17 protein-coding genes are annotated in these 17,478 nt (G+C 68.7%); 6 read left to right on the top strand and 11 right to left on the bottom strand.

The window, feature by feature from the left end; all coding sequences use genetic code 11:
• Window positions 1-266: 266 nt before the first annotated feature.
• Both ABIC51_RS16910 and ABIC51_RS16915 read right to left on the bottom strand, forming a co-directional pair.
• On the bottom strand, window positions 267-1,040 hold the full coding sequence (locus ABIC51_RS16910; protein WP_027791039.1) for an AraC family transcriptional regulator: 774 nt from the start codon (window positions 1,038-1,040) through the stop codon (window positions 267-269).
• Window positions 1,041-1,075: 35 nt separating this feature from the next.
• Complete coding sequence (locus ABIC51_RS16915) at window positions 1,076-1,417, bottom strand: FKBP-type peptidyl-prolyl cis-trans isomerase (protein ID WP_027791040.1); 342 nt, start codon at window positions 1,415-1,417, stop codon at window positions 1,076-1,078.
• A gap of 581 nt (window positions 1,418-1,998) precedes the next feature.
• On the opposite strand from ABIC51_RS16915, the gene ABIC51_RS16920 reads away from it, so the two are divergent.
• The gene (locus ABIC51_RS16920; RefSeq protein WP_060173227.1) at window positions 1,999-2,916 is read left to right on the top strand and encodes a metal-dependent hydrolase; all 918 of its coding nucleotides are present in this window, start codon (window positions 1,999-2,001) and stop codon (window positions 2,914-2,916) included.
• A 453-nt stretch (window positions 2,917-3,369) separates the two neighbouring features.
• Window positions 3,370-4,842 (top strand): sigma-54 dependent transcriptional regulator, encoded by a 1,473-nt coding sequence (locus ABIC51_RS16925; RefSeq protein ID WP_175898096.1) that lies wholly within the window; start codon window positions 3,370-3,372, stop codon window positions 4,840-4,842.
• Between the two features lie 29 nt (window positions 4,843-4,871).
• Here ABIC51_RS16925 and ABIC51_RS16930 read toward each other — a convergent pair whose 3' ends face one another.
• Entirely contained in the window at window positions 4,872-5,258 is a 387-nt protein-coding gene (locus ABIC51_RS16930) for a GtrA family protein (RefSeq protein ID WP_146252594.1), read from the bottom strand.
• A 1,132-nt stretch (window positions 5,259-6,390) separates the two neighbouring features.
• Window positions 6,391-7,173: an ABC transporter substrate-binding protein gene (locus ABIC51_RS16935; RefSeq protein WP_021156310.1), complete on the bottom strand. Its 783-nt coding sequence runs from the start codon at window positions 7,171-7,173 to the stop codon at window positions 6,391-6,393.
• 232 nt (window positions 7,174-7,405) lie between these two features.
• Here ABIC51_RS16935 and ABIC51_RS16940 point away from each other — a divergent pair, with 232 nt between their 5' ends.
• The gene (locus ABIC51_RS16940) at window positions 7,406-7,825 is read left to right on the top strand and encodes an MbcA/ParS/Xre antitoxin family protein (protein WP_027791045.1); all 420 of its coding nucleotides are present in this window, start codon (window positions 7,406-7,408) and stop codon (window positions 7,823-7,825) included.
• A 2-nt stretch (window positions 7,826-7,827) separates the two neighbouring features.
• On the top strand, window positions 7,828-8,523 hold the full coding sequence (locus ABIC51_RS16945) for an RES family NAD+ phosphorylase (RefSeq protein ID WP_027791046.1): 696 nt from the start codon (window positions 7,828-7,830) through the stop codon (window positions 8,521-8,523).
• Window positions 8,524-8,539: 16 nt separating this feature from the next.
• On the opposite strand, the gene ABIC51_RS16950 is transcribed toward ABIC51_RS16945, so the two are convergent.
• Window positions 8,540-9,271 (bottom strand): metallophosphoesterase, encoded by a 732-nt coding sequence (locus ABIC51_RS16950; protein ID WP_060207981.1) that lies wholly within the window; start codon window positions 9,269-9,271, stop codon window positions 8,540-8,542.
• A gap of 137 nt (window positions 9,272-9,408) precedes the next feature.
• Here ABIC51_RS16950 and ABIC51_RS16955 point away from each other — a divergent pair, with 137 nt between their 5' ends.
• Window positions 9,409-10,062 (top strand): DUF1345 domain-containing protein, encoded by a 654-nt coding sequence (locus tag ABIC51_RS16955; RefSeq protein ID WP_027791048.1) that lies wholly within the window; start codon window positions 9,409-9,411, stop codon window positions 10,060-10,062.
• Window positions 10,063-10,086: 24 nt separating this feature from the next.
• Here the strand turns inward: ABIC51_RS16955 and ABIC51_RS16960 are convergent, their stop codons facing one another.
• Both ABIC51_RS16960 and ABIC51_RS16965 read right to left on the bottom strand, forming a co-directional pair.
• Complete coding sequence (locus ABIC51_RS16960) at window positions 10,087-10,755, bottom strand: glutathione S-transferase (RefSeq protein WP_175854994.1); 669 nt, start codon at window positions 10,753-10,755, stop codon at window positions 10,087-10,089.
• Between the two features lie 139 nt (window positions 10,756-10,894).
• A complete protein-coding gene (locus ABIC51_RS16965) occupies window positions 10,895-11,602 on the bottom strand; it encodes a class I SAM-dependent methyltransferase (protein ID WP_060357550.1) in 708 nt (235 codons plus the stop codon).
• 305 nt (window positions 11,603-11,907) lie between these two features.
• Between ABIC51_RS16965 and ABIC51_RS16970 the strand changes: the two genes are divergently transcribed.
• Window positions 11,908-13,560 carry a DUF3459 domain-containing protein gene (locus ABIC51_RS16970; RefSeq protein ID WP_175757522.1) on the top strand — a complete coding sequence of 551 codons (1,653 nt, stop codon included), beginning with the start codon at window positions 11,908-11,910 and terminating at the stop codon, window positions 13,558-13,560.
• 70 nt (window positions 13,561-13,630) lie between these two features.
• Here ABIC51_RS16970 and ABIC51_RS16975 read toward each other — a convergent pair whose 3' ends face one another.
• The 4 genes from ABIC51_RS16975 to ABIC51_RS16990 form a co-directional block, all read right to left on the bottom strand.
• Window positions 13,631-14,215 (bottom strand): thiamine phosphate synthase, encoded by a 585-nt coding sequence (locus tag ABIC51_RS16975; protein WP_175898095.1) that lies wholly within the window; start codon window positions 14,213-14,215, stop codon window positions 13,631-13,633.
• Between the two features lie 31 nt (window positions 14,216-14,246).
• Window positions 14,247-15,590 (bottom strand): hemolysin family protein, encoded by a 1,344-nt coding sequence (locus ABIC51_RS16980; RefSeq protein ID WP_027791053.1) that lies wholly within the window; start codon window positions 15,588-15,590, stop codon window positions 14,247-14,249.
• A 76-nt stretch (window positions 15,591-15,666) separates the two neighbouring features.
• Window positions 15,667-16,446 carry a sensor histidine kinase gene (locus tag ABIC51_RS16985; protein ID WP_027791054.1) on the bottom strand — a complete coding sequence of 260 codons (780 nt, stop codon included), beginning with the start codon at window positions 16,444-16,446 and terminating at the stop codon, window positions 15,667-15,669.
• A gap of 67 nt (window positions 16,447-16,513) precedes the next feature.
• Window positions 16,514-17,437, bottom strand: a complete 924-nt coding sequence (locus ABIC51_RS16990) for a DMT family transporter (RefSeq protein ID WP_059693920.1) — start codon at window positions 17,435-17,437, stop codon at window positions 16,514-16,516.
• Window positions 17,438-17,478: the final 41 nt, after the last annotated feature.

The following is a 17,478-nucleotide window of genomic DNA, read 5'->3' on the forward strand; positions in this document are numbered from 1 at the left end:
TCAGCGGGACGTGAAGCGTCGAAGCGCCGGGGACGAAGGAGCCGGGCGGCGAGCGGGACGAAGCAGGGGCGAAGCGGGGACGAAGCAGGGACGAAGCAGGAACGAAGCAGGGACGAAGCAGGGACGAAGAAGGAGCGAAGAAGGAGCGAAGAAGGAGCGAAGAAGGAGCGAAGAATGTTGCGCGCGGGCCGACGTGAGCGCCGTGTGTCCGACCGTGCCGCTACGACCCGTGTCGACGCGCGCTCAGCGCGGAACCCAGGCTGCGTTCAATGGCGCTCGCCGCGCCAGCGACCCGGCGCAACGCCGAAGCGCTTCGTGAACGCATGCGTAAACGTGCTTTGATCCGCGAAGCCGACCATCCCGGCGATATCGACGAGCGGATACCGGCCATCCGCGAGCAGGATCACGGCCGCGTCGAGCCTGAGCCGCTGCAGGTAGCGATGCGGCGTTTCGCCGAACGCATCGACGAACAGTTGATGAAAGCGGCGCATCCCGTAGCCGCAGTGCGCGGCGAGATCGGCGATGCGCAGCGGCTCGGCGAGCCGCGCGCGCAGCCAGCGGTCGATGCGCGCGAAATCGAGGCCCGATGCGGGCGCGGGGATGTCGCGTTCGTCGAGCAGTGCGCCGCACAGCCGGGCGGCGGCCTGCCACTGGAAACGGTGCGCGGCCGCGTGCGGCGCGTCGGCGGCAGGCGCTTCGAATTGCGCGGCCGCCGCCGCGATCTGCGCGACCAGTGACGTCAGGGCCGGATCGATTGCCACGGCGCGCGCGCTGTCGAACAGCCGCTGCGGCACCGCGAGTGACGCGAGGGGAAGATTGAGCACGAGCTGGCGATTCTCGCCGAGGCCCGCGTAATCGTGGCGCGCGCCGGCTGGAACCAGCCAGGCGCGGTGCCGGTCGAGACGCTGGCTGACGCCGTTCACCGCCATCACCATCGCGCCGTCGATGCCGAGCACGATCTGGTGAAAGTCGTGCACGTCCGACGCTTCGAGCGCGTCGTAGCGTTGCAGCTCGACGGTGGGGGACGGAAGGTGTGCCATGGGGCGGGGCGTCAGCCGGGGGCTCGTGTGCCGTGTCAGATGGCGAGCAGTTCGACTTCGAACACGAGCGTCGCATTCGGCGGAATCACGCCGCCTGCGCCGCGCGGGCCGTAACCGAGTTGCGGCGGGATCGTCAGGCGACGCACGCCGCCGACCTTCATGCCCTGCACGCCTTCGTCCCAGCCCTTGATGACCATGCCGCCGCCGAGCACGAACGCGAACGGGTCGTTGCGATCCTTGCTCGAATCGAATTTCTGACCGTCGGTCAGCCAGCCCGTGTAGTGGACGCTGACGGTCTGGCCGGCTTGCGCTACGTCGCCGGTGCCTTCGGTCAGGTCTTCGTATTTGAGGCCCGATTCGGTCGTGATGACAGACATGACTTCTCCTGAAAAAGGATGGGTAAAACCGCTATTGTAGGCGAGCGCGCTGCGGGCCGCCGCTCATGGCTTTCGGCGGGTCGCACGCGTATCGCGGACGGCGGCGGGCCGTCGCGGCCGCGATCGCGCGGAACGCAAATGGAACGCGCGTTTGAATTTCCGGCCCGCCCCGCGACCGAGGTTGCACCGCGCGAGTGCGACGCGCGTATGAATCGGTGCTACCGGGGTGCTCGGCCGCATGCCGCGCCGGGTTGCCGGATTCCGTGAAATGCCCGCCACGCGGGGCTTCCGGGCCACCGCTGCGATGCGGTGCCGACTGCCGCGAATGGCTCGCGTGCGGTCACGTGCGTTCGAATTCCGCCGTGTCCGGACGCCGTTCGAACGCCGTTTTTTCCGCCTTTTCGACCATGCCCTGTTTGGAAGCGCGCATCTACCGCGCGGCTTGCTCGCGCCGCCGCGGGCGGCCTATCTTTACAGCTGTCGATGTCAAGATTTTGGCGGTGCGCGATGCGCCGCCCGGGCCCGCGCCGGCCGCGTCGGACGACGCGCCGGGCCGCTCCGGAACCAGGAGAACGATGAACATGAAGTCAGCCGCTTCCGCCACCGCAGCCGGGATCATGCCGGTGCGCCGCGACCTGCGCTTCGACCTGCCGGTCGAACGCGCGAAGGACTGGCATGGCCTCGGGTCGCACGTGACCCATTTCTTCAACGCGCTGTCGCTGCTGTTCCCGGCCGGCGAGCGCTTCTTCATGGATTCGGTGCGCAACTATCGCGACCGGATCGACGATCCCGTACTGAAGCAGCAGGTGCTCGGCTTCATCGGCCAGGAGGCGATGCACACGCGCGAGCACGTCGAGTACAACGAGCTGATGCAGGCGAACCACCTGCCCGCGCGCAAGCTCGACAAGCGCGTGTGGGCGGTGCTCGGCTACATGAAGCGCAAGCTGCCGCATTCGGTGCAGCTCGCGCACACGGTCGCGGCGGAGCACTACACGGCGATGCTCGCCGACTGGCTGCTGCGCGACCCGACGCGCCTGGAAGGCTCGGTCGAGGGCTACCGTCAGATGTGGATCTGGCACGCGCTCGAGGAAACCGAGCACAAGGCCGTGTCGTTCGACGTGTGGAACACCGTGATGGCGCCGGGGCTGCGTCGTTACCTGATCCGCATCGGCGTGTATCTGCTGACGACGCTGACGTTCTGGCCGACCGTGTTCCTGATGCACGCGACGCTGCTGTGGCGCGATCGCGGCGCCGGCCATCACGTGCGCGGCATGCTGCGGATGATCGCGTTCCTGTACGGGCCGCGCCGCGGGCTGTTCCCGCGCATCGCAGGCGAATGGCTGAGCTTCTTCCGGCCGGGCTTCCATCCGTGGGATCACGACAATCATCACCATCTCGCGCGCGTCGACGCGCTTGCCGCCGCCTACGGCGAACACGGCGGCACGCCGGCCGGCCGTGGCCGTGCGAACGCGCCTGCGCCGCTCGCATCGGGCCGTTGACCCCTCCGCTGCGCCGGCGTGCGCGGCATCGGGCCGAGCATGTTGCGTTCCCGCATCAGCCGGCTTCCTCTGACGATTGACCGAAATCAATTCGAACCGGCCGGGCGGGCATTCCGGCGGCCGGTCGACCGGCCGCGCACGCATGCGCGGCCGGGCCGATCCTGTCGGTGCCGCATCGCCCGCGAACTCCGTGCGCCAGCACCGGCGCGGCTTTGCGCGTCGCGCGGCCACCCGTGGACCGCCCGCGCCGCGCACGCCACCGGGATAACACCCATCTAGTCGCGCGCCGGCCACATCGATATACCGTTGATGACGCTGTCCACCTCACGCGCGATTCATGCACGGGGGGATTTTATTCGGACGGAAATGCGGCCAATATGTCGGTTCGATCGAGGTTCGTCGCACGCGGCGGCGAGCCGGGCGCGCGATACCAATGCCAAGCGGGGAACAACGATGGTTGCTAGGTCACCTGACGCAAACGGGCACACGGTGCCCGAGATGACGCATGTGTCCGTCACCGCGCCCGAGGATGGACGCAAGCTGTTCGTGATCATGCGTTCGCCCGACGAGCCGTTGCTTGCGCAACTGCGCGGGCTGGGCTGGGAAATCTCCGTCGCGAAGACAGCCGGCGCCGCGCAGAACATGACGTCCGGCGTGAGCGTCGCGGCCGGGCTGGTCGATTTCTCCGGGTTCACGTCGCGCGAGTATCCCGCGCTGAAGGCGTGCCTGAGCCAGCCGTCGATCGGCTGGATTTCCATCGCCCAGGCCGGTGTCACGATCGGCCCGGCCGTGCGCGAGCTGATCCGCAGCTACTGCTTCGACTACGTGACCCTTCCGTTGCCGTACGAGTGGATTTCGCACGTGCTCGGCCACGCGCGCGGGATGGCCGCGCTCGATCGCGTCGATGGCGCGGCCTACGCGGCGTCGATCGGCGAACACGGGATGATCGGCAACTGCGAGGCGATGCAGCAGCTGTTCAGCACGATCCGCAAGGTCGCGAAGACGGACGCGAGCGTGTTCATCTCGGGTGAGTCGGGCACCGGCAAGGAGCTGACGGCGCTCGCGATTCACGAGCGTTCCGGCCGCGGCAAGGGGCCATTCATCGCGATCAATTGCGGCGCGATTCCGCATCACCTGCTGCAGTCGGAACTGTTCGGATACGAGCGCGGCGCGTTCACCGGCGCGAACCAGCGTCGCGCGGGCCGGATCGAATCGGCGAACGGCGGCACGCTGTTTCTCGACGAAATCGGCGACATGCCGGTCGAAAGCCAGGCGAGCCTGCTGCGCTTCCTGCAGGAAGGGAAGATCGAGCGGCTCGGCGGGCAGGAATCGATTCCGGTCAACGTACGGATCATCTCGGCCACCCACGTGGATCTCGACGGCGCGGTCGAGGCCGGGCGCTTTCGCGCCGACCTGTATCACCGCCTGTGCGTGCTGCGCATCCACGAGCCGCCGCTGCGCGCGCGCGGCAAGGACATCGACATCCTCGCGCACTACGTGCTGCAGAAGTACAAGGCCGATAGCGGCCGCAAGATTAGCGGCTTCACGTCGGCCGCGCTCGACGCGATGCGGCGCTACGAGTGGCCCGGCAACGTGCGCGAGCTGATCAACCGCGTGCGGCGCGCGATCGTGATGGCCGAGAGCCGGCTGCTGACGCCGCACGATCTCGGGCTCGATACGCCGGGCGAAACCGAACCCGTGACGCTCGAACAGGCGCGGGCGCTCGCCGAGCGCACCGCGATCGAGAATGCGCTGCTGCGCAACGATCACCGCATCAACAAGGCCGCTGCCGAACTCGGCATTTCGCGCGTGACGCTCTACCGGATGATGATCGAGCACGGGCTGAACGATCACGACAACAACGGCGACAACGGCGGGCACGACGGCGCGCCGTCCGGCGACGCGGGGCATCAGCGGGTCGGCTGAACCGGCGCACGCGCGACGCGTGAGCCGGTTCAGCGATAGGTCCAGAGCCGGTGCAGCACGAACGTGACGGGCGGCACGCACAGCACGACCGCGACGACGCTCCACGCGCGTGTCAGCCCGAGCGTTACGGTGCCGTGCGCAAGCAGCATCGTCACGGCGAGGCCGACCATCGCGACGGCGAGAAAGCGCATGAAGTTGCCCCACGTCACGGGCGACGAAAAACTCCACAGCGTGTTGGCGAGATACGAGAACGCGGTCGAGCAGGCGAACGCGACCGCGTTCGCGGTCACGGGCGTCGCGTCGAACAGCGCGAACATCGCGGCCGCGATCAACGCATGCAGCGCGGTCGAACCGAGGCCCGACACACCGAAGCGAATCAGTCTGGCGCGTTCGGCGATATAGAGGGTACGGATCATCGGCGGGGCGATCGTTCGGGCGGTGGGGCGGCGTGTGTGGCGTCGTCGTGCGGTACGGCATCCGCCGGCCGGAGGCGCCGATGCGAACACGACGCACGCCGGTTTCGCAGTATAGCCGTGCACCCGGCCGGCCCGGTACCGGCGGATGGGGCGCGCGGGCAACCCGCGGCCCGCGTGCTGCCCGCGGCATGTAAAGCGCATGAAACATTTCGCGTCGGCGGCCATGCGAATTTGCGTGGTGAATCGGCGTGAACGGCCGGCCGTCCATCGGTAAAAATGCCGTGCTTCATTGTTCAGCCTTATCCGGCAAGCCAGGGCCGCCACGGGGCCCGCGCGTGCCGCGCGCCGCGTGTTTCAGTTTCGTAACTTCCCGCATTCGGCACCCGTTCCGGCCGCCACGCTGCCCGGCTGGCCGCTTGTCCGGACAGGCTCGCGCGAAGCTGGCCCGCTCCTTGCGAAAGTGGGCGTGCGAAGGTCGACGATGCACGGTCCGTCCGGTTCGGCAGCGAACCCTGTCAGTACCGGCCAGGACACGGTCCGCGGGGATGCGGCGGCGGAGCGCGGCGCAACAGCCGCGCTCCGGCGAGCACGGAGCGTCGTCGCCTGATCGTCGGGGCACCGGCCTCGTCCGGTTGCCGGAACAACCATCAGACTGATACGGGGTAGAAAAATGATCGATCGCCACACGCCGCGGCCGGCAGGCCGCGATCGCAGTGATGTGGAGCATCGCCGGTCGCATGTCGTTCTCTCGGCCGGCCGGCATGCATCGACAGGCCATCTCTCCGCGCCCGGTGCGAGGCGGATCCGGCTGATTGCCGGTCATCCGCGCCGGGTCGGTACTTTCCTGCACGCGAACCCGATTCGCAAGGGCATGTGCGCTCGGGCGCCGGTACCTCGACGCCCGGTCTTCGCCTATTGACCGAAGCCGCACGATATCCGTTCGCGCCGGGCATCGTCGCCGCGAACGATTGATCTGCAATCCGAATGAGGCGCGAGGGTCTTGCCGCGCGCGCGACGGATGATGCATTCGATGCGACGGCAAACGGCGTCACGCCGTTGCCGTCCGGTGGTGAGGGGAGGGGCGGTCGGACGCGCGCGACGGGAGTGGCGCCCGTACGCGCGCGACGCCGTTTCAGCCGCCGTAGATGTCGAAGTCGAAGTACTTCGACGCGAGCCGCTTGTAGGTGCCGTCCTTGACCATGTCGAGGATTGCGCCGTCGATCTTCGCCTTCAGGTCGGTGTCTTCCTTGCGCAGCCCGATGCCGGCGCCGATGCCGAGCACCTTCTCGTCGACGAGCTCCGGGCCGACGAACGTGTAGTTCGCGCCGCGCGACGATTTCAGAAACCCGATCGCGGCCTGTACTTCATCCTGCAGCGCCGCGTCGAGGCGGCCCGAGGTCAGGTCCGCGTACACGCCGTCCTGGTTCTGGTACGACACGACGTTCGCGCCTTGCTTGCCCCAGTACGCCTTTGCGTACGTTTCCTGCGTCGTGCCCTGCTCGACGCCGATCGATTTGCCCTTCAGCGATTCGGCCGTCGGCAGCAGCGGCGAGCCCTTCTTCACGACGAGCCGCGTCGGCTGGTTGTAGATCTTCGTCGTGAAGCCGATCTGCTGCGCACGCTGCGGCGTGATCGACATCGACGACAGCACCGCGTCGAACTTCTTCGCCTTCAGCGCCGGAATCATCCCGTCGAAATCGTTCTCGAGCCACACGCACTTCGCCTTCAGGCGCGCGCAGATCTCGTTGCCGAGGTCGATGTCGAAGCCGACGAGCTTGCCGTCGGGCGCCTTCGACTCGAACGGCGCGTAGCTGGCGTCGGTGCCGAAGCGGATGGTGGTCCAGTCCTTCGCGACGGCGGGGCCTGCGGATACCGCGAGCAGGGCGATCGAAACAGCGGCAATCAGTCTCTTCATGGTGCGTTCCTTGGCGGGGTGCTTCCGGTTCTGTGCGACACGGTTTCACGGACCCGAGCCGCATCTGCGCGCGGTGTCCGCACGGCCATTAACGCAGAAAATAAAATCAGAGTCCAGAATGGACAAAAAATATCGTTTTCCGGATGCGTGAATCGGTCGCCGGGTGCCGACCCTTGCAAAAATACGAAAATGGACTAATCTTGTTAGTAAATTCGTTTCGAGACTAACGATCATGTCACAGCCCGCCTACGAATCGCATTCCTCCCCGCCGCAGGCCTCGGTCGCGCAGATGTCGGCGGCCGGCCTGCGTGCGTTTTTCAACATCGCACGCGACTGGGAGCTGACGATCGACGAACAGATCGTGCTGCTCGGGTCGCCCGGCCGTTCGACGTTCTTCAAGTGGAAGGCCGCGCCGGAATCGGCGCGGCTGCCGCGCGATACGCTCGAGCGGCTATCGCTGCTGCTCGGCATCTACAAGGCGTTGCAGATCCTGCTGCCGCAGCCGGCCGCGGCCGATGCGTGGGTCAAGCGGCCCAACGACGCGGCGCCGTTCGGCGGCAAGCGCGCACTCGACCGGATGCTCGCCGGCAACGTCGGCGATCTGGTCGCCGTCCGCCAATATCTCGACGCGATGCGAGGTGGCTGGGCGTGACGATGCCGATCCAAGCACAACAATGGCCCACGACCGCGGTCGACTGGGCGCCTGCCTATCGCGTGATCCCCACCCGTTTTCCGGCAATCAACCTGTTCGACCGCGTTGCGTCGGCGGACGATTTCGACGCGCTTTACGCGCTCGAATCGCTGACCAACGACCGCATTCGCAACGAAGTCGGCACGCTCGACCTCGTCCCGCCCGCCGAACGTCGCTACGGGCTGGGCTGGGGGCCGATCATGGCCGCGTTCACGCACCTGAATCCGCAGGGCAGCCGTTTTTCCGACGGCAGCTACGGCGTGTTCTACTGCGCGCGCTCGCGCGATACGGCGATCGCCGAAACGCGTTATCACAGCGCGCTGTTCCTGGCGGCGACGAAGGAGCCGCCGATGCGCCAGCAGATGCGGCTCTATACGGTAATCGCGCAAGGCGACGTGGCTGACGTGCGCATGTGGCCGAAACGCGATCCGGCGTTGCTGCACCCGCTCGATTACAGCGCCGGGCAGGCGCTCGGCCGCGCGGTGCGCAATGCCGGCGGTGCGGGGATCGTCTATCCGTCGGTGCGCGACCCGCGCGGCGAGTGCCTGGCGGCGTTCCGCACCGCGCTGCTGCGCGATTGCCATCACGCGGCCTACCTCGAATACAACTGGAACGGCTCGGCCGTCGATGCGGTGTTCGAACTGAACCAGGTCGGCTAGTGGGCGCTCGCGGGCATCAGGGCAGCGGCCAGTCGCCCGCGTGGCGTTCGCGCGCCTCGGCCTGCGTCATCGACCAGGTGCGCCCGGTGCGCGGCTCGACGAGCGTGAGCCGCCCGGCCGGTGCGAACGCACCGGTGTCGATGAACCACTGCGCGCCGATCCGCTGCGGTGTGCGCACCGGCGTGTGCCCGGTGCAGGTCAGCGACAGCCCGGCCTGCCGCCCCGGATCGGCGAGCCCCTGGACGAGATCGCGGCCCCAGATCAGCCGTTCGCGCACGTCGTGCGAATAGCTGCCCGTGTCGAGATCGGCGTCCGAGCCGAAGAATTCCGCATGCAGCACGTTGAAGCGCCCGGGGCCGTCGCCGATCACGCGCACCAGCGGCAGCGCGTCGACGCGCGCCGCGTGCGCGTGAAGCCGTTCCGCCGGCAGGTCGGCGCCCCAGTCGCCGCCGATTCCGCGCCACGCGTCGGGCGACAGCTTGCCGCGCGCCACGAGGCTCAGCACTTCCTCGTGATTGCCGCGCACGACGTGGCACCACGGGCGGTCGAGCAGGTCGAGCGTGGTTTCGGATGCAGGGCCGCGGTCGACGAGGTCGCCGACCGAGAACAGGCGGTCGCGAGCCGGATCGAAGCGGATGTCGTGCAACAGCGCGCGCAGCACATCCACGCAGCCGTGCAGGTCGCCGACGACGAAGTCACGGCCGGCCGTATTCGCGGGATGGTGGCAGAGGGGGGCGGTGGCAGTCATCCCATTATCTTAGGCGCTCGCGCCCATCGCCACGTCACGACGGAATGACGATAATCGGGGCGCTACCCGCCGGTGCGGCGCGGCGGGGCGTCCCGCGCGTCGGCCGAACCCTTTCCATCTGCTTTCGGAATCACACGATGACGTTCTATCCGCAGGTATTACGCAACCGGCCGCGCATGGTCGCGGCGTTCATCGCCGGCGTGCTGTGCGCGGTGCTGCTGCCGTTTCCGCTGCGTCCGGCCGCGCGGGCGCTGATCGGCTGGGATTGCGCGGTCTGGCTGTATCTCGTGCTGATGTGGGTGCGCATGGTCACCGCGCATCATCACAAGGTGCGCGAAGTCGCGATCCGCGAAGACGAAAACGCGACGACCGTGCTGACCGTCGTGTGCTTCGCGACCGTGGCGAGCGTGGCTGCGATCGCGATCGAACTCGCGACCGCCAAGAGCGTGGGCTTCAGCGCGGGGCTCAGCCACTACGCGATTACGGGCGCGACGCTGTTCGGCGCGTGGTTCCTGATCCCGACGATCTTCACGCTGCACTATGCGCGCCTCTATTACGGCTCGCCATCCAACGACCGCGCGCTGCGCTTCCCCGACCGCAATCCCGAACCCGATTACTGGGATTTCCTGTATTTCGCGTTCACGCTCGCGGTCGCGTCGCAGACGGCCGACGTGTCGCTGGCAAGCCGCTCCGCGCGGCGCTCGGTGCTCGCGCAGTCGATCCTGTCGTTCTACTTCAACATGGCCGTGCTCGGGCTGTCGATCAACGTGGCAGCCGGCCTGCTGAGCTGACGCGGGCCGAGGTCGTGCGCCGCGTCATTTGAGAAACTCGTATGGGCCGCCGCGCTCCAGTGCGCGCCGGTATGCCGGCCGCGCATGGATCGCGTCGAGAAAGCGCGCGATCGCGGGATGCCGGCCGTCTCCGCCGCGCGCGGTCGCGGCCTCGAGCGGAAAGCTCATCTGGATGTCGGCCGCGCTGAAGCTGTCGCCGACGAACCAGCCGGTGCGCTGCAGCACACCGTCGACATGGCCGAGATGCAGCGCGATCTGCGGATCGACGAAGCCCGACTGCAGCGTCTCGGCGATCTTGCGCGCGATCGGCCGCGCGAAGAACGGCATCGGCGCATGCGCGATCCGCAGCGCGACAAGCTTGAGCAGCAGCGGCGGCATCGCCGATCCTTCCGCGTAGTGCAGCCAGTACGTGTAGTCGTGCCGCTCGGGCGTGCCGGGCGGCGGCGCCAGGCGCCCGTTGCCGTAGCGTTCGACCAGGTATTCGATGATCGCGCCCGATTCGGCGTACGTGCGGCCCTCGTCGGTGACGACCGGCGACTTGCCGAGCGGATGGATTGCGCGCAACTCGGGCGGTGCGAGCATCGTCTTCGGGTCGCGCGCGTAGCGCACGATCTCGTACGGCACCTCCAGTTCTTCGAGCAGCCAGAGCACGCGCTGCGAGCGCGAGTTGTTCAGGTGATGGACGGTGAGCATGTCGACGCCGGAAGTGGGGGCGGGAACGACATCATACCCAGCGCGGGTGGCGCACAAGCGAAACGCGTCGCGCGACGTGGCGCGACGCGTCTAGCCGACCGCGTCTAGCCGACCGCGTCTGGCCGACCGCCCCGATCCATCACGCGCGCCGGACGGCGATCCACGCGCCCCAGAACAGGCTCGAGAAAAAGCGCAGCGGTGCATCGAAGCCTGCATCGCGCAGCAGGGCGAACACGGCTTCCTCGGACGCGGGCGGATCGGCGCCCTGCAGGATCTTCGCGAGTTGCGCGCGCACCGCGTCGGGCGTCGCGCCTTTCATGCGCCAGCGCTGCTGCCATGCGTCGAGCAGGCGAGGGTGGTCCGCGTAGCGGCGATGATTGCCGGCGAGCACGAGCGGCGCGCCGGGTTTCAGGCGCCGCGCGATCGCCTGCAGCAGCGCCGCCTTCGCTTCGTCGCCCGGGACGTGATGCAGCACGCCGATCAGCGTCGCGCCGTCGAACGCGGGCGTGTCGGGCAACGCATCGACACCGTCCTCGACGAACGCCGTGCGCGTGCCGCAGCCCGCGGCCTCGACGTTCGAGCGCGCGAGCGCGAGCATCGGCCCGGACGGGTCGACGGCCGTGAACCGCCAGCCCGGCTCGAGCGCGGCCGCCACGCAGATTTCCTGCCCCGTGCCGCCCGCACCCGCGACGAGGATCCGTGCATCGGGTGCGGCGATTGCCGACGCGAGCATGCACGCGGTGAGTTCATGGCAGGCATCGTAGCCGGCGAGTGCGATGCGGGATTGCTCGGCGTATTCGTGTGCGCGTGCCGGATCGAATTTGGCGGCGCTGGCGGGAAGCGACATGACGGGTTCCTCGGGTCGGGCGCGGACGGCGTGTCCACGAGCATCGCGCAGAGCGTAAGCGTGCACGGCCGGTGCAACAAGGCGAGCAGGCATTCCGGTATGCGGGCTACCTGCCTCGCCGGCGCTTGCCGGGCCGCGGGTTTTCCAGGGGTCGATTCGCATTTAATAATGTCCGGGGACGTTGCATCGCGATGACGAATCCGGCGCATACTCGTTTCTCCCCCCGCCTGGCCGTCGCATGCCGGGCCCCGATGTGCCGCGCCGCTGGCGCGGCCATGCCGCTCGGTACGCACGAGGAGCGCATGATGTCCGATTGTCCGCACGACCCGTATGCGCAGCACTACATTCACTGCCTGCCGTTCGGCGCACAGCCCTGTGGCGCGCTCTGCGCGACGCCGCGCACGCATTTTCGCGTGTGGGCACCGGGCAGCACGCAGGTCCAGCTCGAACTCGATACCGGTTTCGGCCCGTTGCTCGTTCCGATGACGGCCGCCGGCACGCACTGGTTCGAAGTCTTTGCCGATTGCGGCGCGGGGGCGCTTTACCGCTATCGCCTCGACGATACGGTATCGATTCCCGATCCCGCATCGCGCTCGCAACCCGAGGGGCTCAACGGCCCGAGCGAGGTCGTCGATCCGCGCGCGTTCACGTGGCGCAACACGTTCTGGCGCGGGCGCGCATGGGAAGACATCTCGCTCTATGCGATTCGCCCGCACGCGGTGGGCGGCTTCGGCGGCGTGCGCCGGCGCCTGCCGCAACTCGCTCGCCTGGGCGTGACCGCGCTGGAGCTGCTCGCGTCGCCGCACGACAGCCTGCCGTTCGCGCCGCTCGCGGCCGAAGGCGGCCCCGACGCGCTGAAAGCGCTGATCGACGATGCGCACGGCTACGGTCTCGCGGTGCTGCTGGAACTCGACTACGCGCGCTTCGGCAGCGGCACCGATGCGCTGCGCCACTACGCGGCGCCGTTCTTCCATACACGCGATGATCCGCTGCAGGCGTCGCCGCTCGCGCTCGATCATCCGGAAGTCTGCGATTTCTTCTGCGACAACGCGCTGTACTGGATCGACGAGTACCGTTGCGACGGTCTGCGCCTGCGCGAAGCCGACCGGATCGGCGTGTCGTGGCTGCGCGAGATCGCGGACCGCGTGCGCGCGGCGGTGCCGGCCGACCGGCTCATCCATCTCGTACTCGGCAGCGAGCGGCATCCCGCGCATCTTGCCGATACCCATTTCGATGCGCAGTGGAACGGGTGCGGCGAACGCGCGCTGCACCGGCTGACGGGCCGCGACACGTCGGCTCATGAAGGCATTTCCGCGCACCAGTCGATCCACACGCTCGCCCGCGCGCTGACCGCGGCCGGGGCCGCATTCCAGCCGGCCGGATCGGGCGAGGGCATGGCGGCCGACAGCGGGCTGTCGTTGACGTCGCTGGTGCTGTCCGACGGCGCGTGGCGCGACAGCGGGCAGGGCGACCACGGGCAGGAGGCCGGTCTGGCCGCGCTTGCGCTGTCGCTGCTCACGCCGCAGATCCCGTTGATCTTCGACGAAACCGCGCGCGACGCCGATCGCGCGCATTTCGTGCAGTCGGCGCTGGCGGTGCGCGCGAAGCTGATCGCGCCGAGGCTGTCCGATTGCCGGCCGCAGGATGCGCGTGCGCTGAAGTCGGACGGCGACGGCGATGCCGACGCGCTGCTTGCGTCGTGGCGGCTCGCCGACGACGAGACGCTGACGATCGCGTTGAACCTGTCGCCCGAGACGGTGCCGTTCGATGCGCCGAGAGGGCGGGTCGTGTTCGAGACGCCGGCGCGTGCGCGCGACCGGGTCGATGAAGGGGAGTTGCCGCCGTACTCGCTCGTCGCGTGGCTGACGGGTGACGTCAACCGGTATGCGCTCACGCACGATGCGCGTCGCATCGACGACGGCGCGTGGCGCGGAAGGCGCCCGAACCTGAACGCATGACGACGTGAGGCGGTAATGTCTGAACGGCCGGGCGCATCTGCGCCCGGTTGCGTTGCAGGAAATCCCCGGACTACCAGAACCCGCGAATGCCCGCGATGCCGTGCGCGCCGTGGCGGCGTGCGTCGTCGAGGTGGGAGCGTTTCATGCCGCCGAGCGCGAAGACGGGCATCGCGGCCTCGGCGGCCAGCGTGCCGAACTGCGTCCAGCCGAGCGTCGGCGCACCGGGATGGCTGAGCGTCGGCAACACGGGCGACAGCGTGACGAAATCCGCGCCGGCGCGCGCGGCCAGCAGCAGGTCGTCACGCGTGTGGCAGGCCGCGGACACCCATCTTCCGGCCGGCAACGGCCGCTGCGTGGCGGCGCGCAACGCGGGGCCGTCGAGATGCCAGCCGGCGCCGTCGAGCCGCATCACGCCGGCCGCATCGATCGGGCCGTTCAGCATCAGGTGTGCGCCGGCCGCGCCGCAGCGCGCGAGCGCCGCGCCGGCGAGCCGCGCAAACGCGGCTGCGTCGAGCGATTTCACGCGCAGTTGCACGAGTGTCTCGCCGCGCGCGAGCACGGCCGACAGCCGGTCGAGGAACGCCGCGCAATCGGCGGCCGACGCGGACGCCGGCTCGGGCGTGATCACGCAGCAGCGCGGCAGCGTCGCGTTCATCGCGTGCGCCGGCGGCAGCCGCGTGCGGCCGTCATTCGTCGGCCTCTTTCGCGATCTTCGGGTAGACGCGCACGAGCACGATGCGCGGCCCGTTCATCTTCTTCACGACGACGTCGAAGCGGTCGAACGACACGCGCTGCCCTTCGGTCGGCAGGTCGCTGAGCGCCTGGATCACGAGGCCGCCGACCGATTCCGCGCGGCCTTCGTCGATGTCGATGCCGAGCGCCTGTTCGAGCGACACGACGGGCAGGCTGCCCTTGCCCATCAGCGTGCCGTCGTCGAGGCGGCTCCAGTCGGCGTCGCCCTGGCGGAACTCGTCGTGGATCTGGCCGACCAGCGCGCCGAGCAGGTTGTCGAGCGTCAGGAAGCCGATCGGCTTCTCGCCCTTGTTGCCGACCAGCGCGAAGTGCGGTGCGCCCTTGCGGAAACGGCGGAACAGATCGAGGGCCGGCGTGTCGGGCTTCACGTACTGCACGGGGCGCACGTAGTCGGACAGGTCCTCGAGCGCGGCGCCCGCGTGACGCGCGAGCAGCAGGTCCTTCAGGTGGATCAGCCCGCTCACCTGTTCACGCGACGCATCCTCGAACAGCGGATAGCGGCTGAAGCGGTGCCGCGCGACGATCTCCATGTTGTCGGGCAGCGGCAGGTCGCGGCGCAGGCCGATCATTTCATGGGCCGGCCGCATCAGGTCCGATACGGTCATCGACGAAAAATCGAGCGAATGCGCGAGCGTGTTCCACTCGTCGTTGGTGTACGTGCCGCGCGCCGGCTGCGCGGTGTTGCCGGCCGTGCTGCGGCGGCTGCGCAGGATCAGCTTCAATTCGTCGGTCGAGTAGTGCGCGTCGCCGCCATGGTCGGCCGACAGCCCGGCGAGCCGCAGCACCGCGTTGGCGCTGTTGTTGAGCACCCAGATTGCCGGGTACATCGCCCAGTAGAACGCATAGAGCGGCAGCGCGACCCACAGGCCGACCTTCTCCGACTGGCGGATCGCCATCGACTTCGGCGCCAGTTCGCCGACGACGATGTGCAGGAACGAGATCAGCGAGAACGCGAACACCAGCGAGATCAGGTGCACGACGCGCTCCGACTGCACGCCGATCAGGTCGAGCAGCGGGGTGAGCAGTTGCGCGAACGCCGGTTCGCCGACCCAGCCGAGGCCGAGCGACGCGAGCGTGATGCCGAGCTGGCACGCGGAAAGATACGCGTCGAGCCGGCCGTGCACGATGCCGAGGATGCGGCCGCGCAGGCCGTGCTTGCGGGCCAGTGTCTTGACGCGCGTGGCGCGCAGTTTGACCAGGCCGAATTCGGCCGCGACGAAGAACCCGTTCAGGGCCACCAGGAACAACGCGCCGATGAGCGCGAAGATCTGTAACAAAGAATCACTCCGGTTATGACAGGCCCGTCAGTATAGAGCCAGAAAGGAATTCGTAATGTATCGGGCGGCCGCTGGCTTACACCGGCGCCTCGCCGGGGACGGAGAACGTGACGGTGGCGGTTGCGCCATCGGCGAACGCGTCGTGCGAGAACGTGCCGCCGTGTGCGAGCGCGACGCGCTGGCAAAGCGCAAGCGCCCACGCGACGCGCTTCGCGTCGCGCTCGCGCAGCAGCTCGCGTCGTGCGAACGATTCGAACGCGTGCGGCTGCGCGGGATCGGCGAGCGTGTCGGCGTTGACGGTGCATGTGGCGCGCGCGGTGAACTGCACGCCGTCGCGCGCGCACGCGAACGTCACGCGGCCGCCGGCGGCGCTGGCTTCGACCGCGACCGTCAGCATCGTCCAGAGCGCCTGCGCGATGCGTTCGCGGTCGGCGCTCAGCGACGGTTCGCCGTCCGGCAGCGTCGCGTCGAGCGTGACCTGTCGTGCGTCGGCGAGCGCGAAACGGACGAGTGCGAGTGTGTCGTCGAGCAACGCGCGCAGCGCGAACGGCTGCGGCGCGAGTGCGAGCGTGCGTGTTTCCGCGCGCGGCGCATCGAGCACGTCGTCGATCAGCGCGACCTGCTGGTCGATTCCGGTGCGGATGCCCGCGAGCGCGCGCTGCAGGTTCGGATCGGCGTTGGCGAGCTGGCGCTCGAGCACGTATGCCCAGCTATGCATGGCGTTCAGCGGGCTGCGCAGGTCGTGCGATGCGGTGGAGAGTGCCTGGTCGCGCAGGAACAGCGCCGCCTGGGTGGCGTAGTGCGCTGCGCGTTCGCGCAGCAGGTCGGCGGCGGGATCGACGGAAGTGGACGTCACGGAGCGGGCCTGTCGGAAGCGGTTGGCGTGGTTATCACGCGAACCGCCATTATAGGGACGGTGCGTGTCACGCCGGCAGTGCGTCCTCGTCCTTTTTCCGGGCGTCGCCGTTCGGCAGCAACTGGCACGCGAGCAGGCCGGCCAGCATCAGCGCGCAGCCGACGAGCGCGCGCAGCGTCAGCGTTTCGCCGAGCGCGGCCCAGCCGGCGATCGCCGCGAACACGCCTTCCATGCTGAAGATCACGGCTGCATGCGCGGGCGCGGCGTCGCGTTGCGCGACGACCTGCAGCGTATAGCCGACGCCCACCGACAACAGGCCGCCGTACAGCAGCGTCGGCAGTGCGCCGCGCAGCACGGCGCCGCTGACCGGCTCGACGGCGAGACCGACCGCGAGACACGCCACGCCGCACACGAGGAATTGCAGGAACGCGAGCACGAGCGGATCGTGGCGCCGGGCGAAATGGCCGACGGCCATCACGTGCGCGGCGATGATCACGGCGCCGGCGAGCTGGAACCAGTCGCCGTACAGCACCGAGAAGTGCTCGTCGATACTGAGGAAATACAGGCCGATCGCCGCGAGCAGCGCGCCGAACCACGTGCCCGCGCCGATCCGGTGACGGGCGAACACACCCATCAGCGGCACGATCACGACGTACAGCGAGCTGATGAACCCCGCGTTGGCGATGCGCGTGTACTGCAGGCCGATCTGCTGCAGCGATATCGATACCGCCAGCAGCCCGCCGAGCGCGAGGCCCGGCAGCAGCAGCGCCGGCGCACGGCGGATCGCCGCGAGCTGCGCGCGCGACGCCGTGTTCAGCGTCAGCAGCGGCACCAGCACCAGCGCGCCGAGCAGGAAGCGCAGCCCCGTGAACAGGAACGGCCCGATCACGTCGAGGCTCAGGCGTTGCGCGACGAAAGCCGAACCCCAGATCGCGGCGGCGGCGAGCATCAGCAGGTTGGCACGGAGGTGCTTGCGGGCTTCGGGCTTCATTGGAATTCTTCTGAAGATTGCTGGCGGCGAAACCCGTCAGT

The organism is Burkholderia sp. 572, from assembly GCF_040545135.1.
GTDB lineage: Bacteria > Pseudomonadota > Gammaproteobacteria > Burkholderiales > Burkholderiaceae > Burkholderia > Burkholderia cepacia.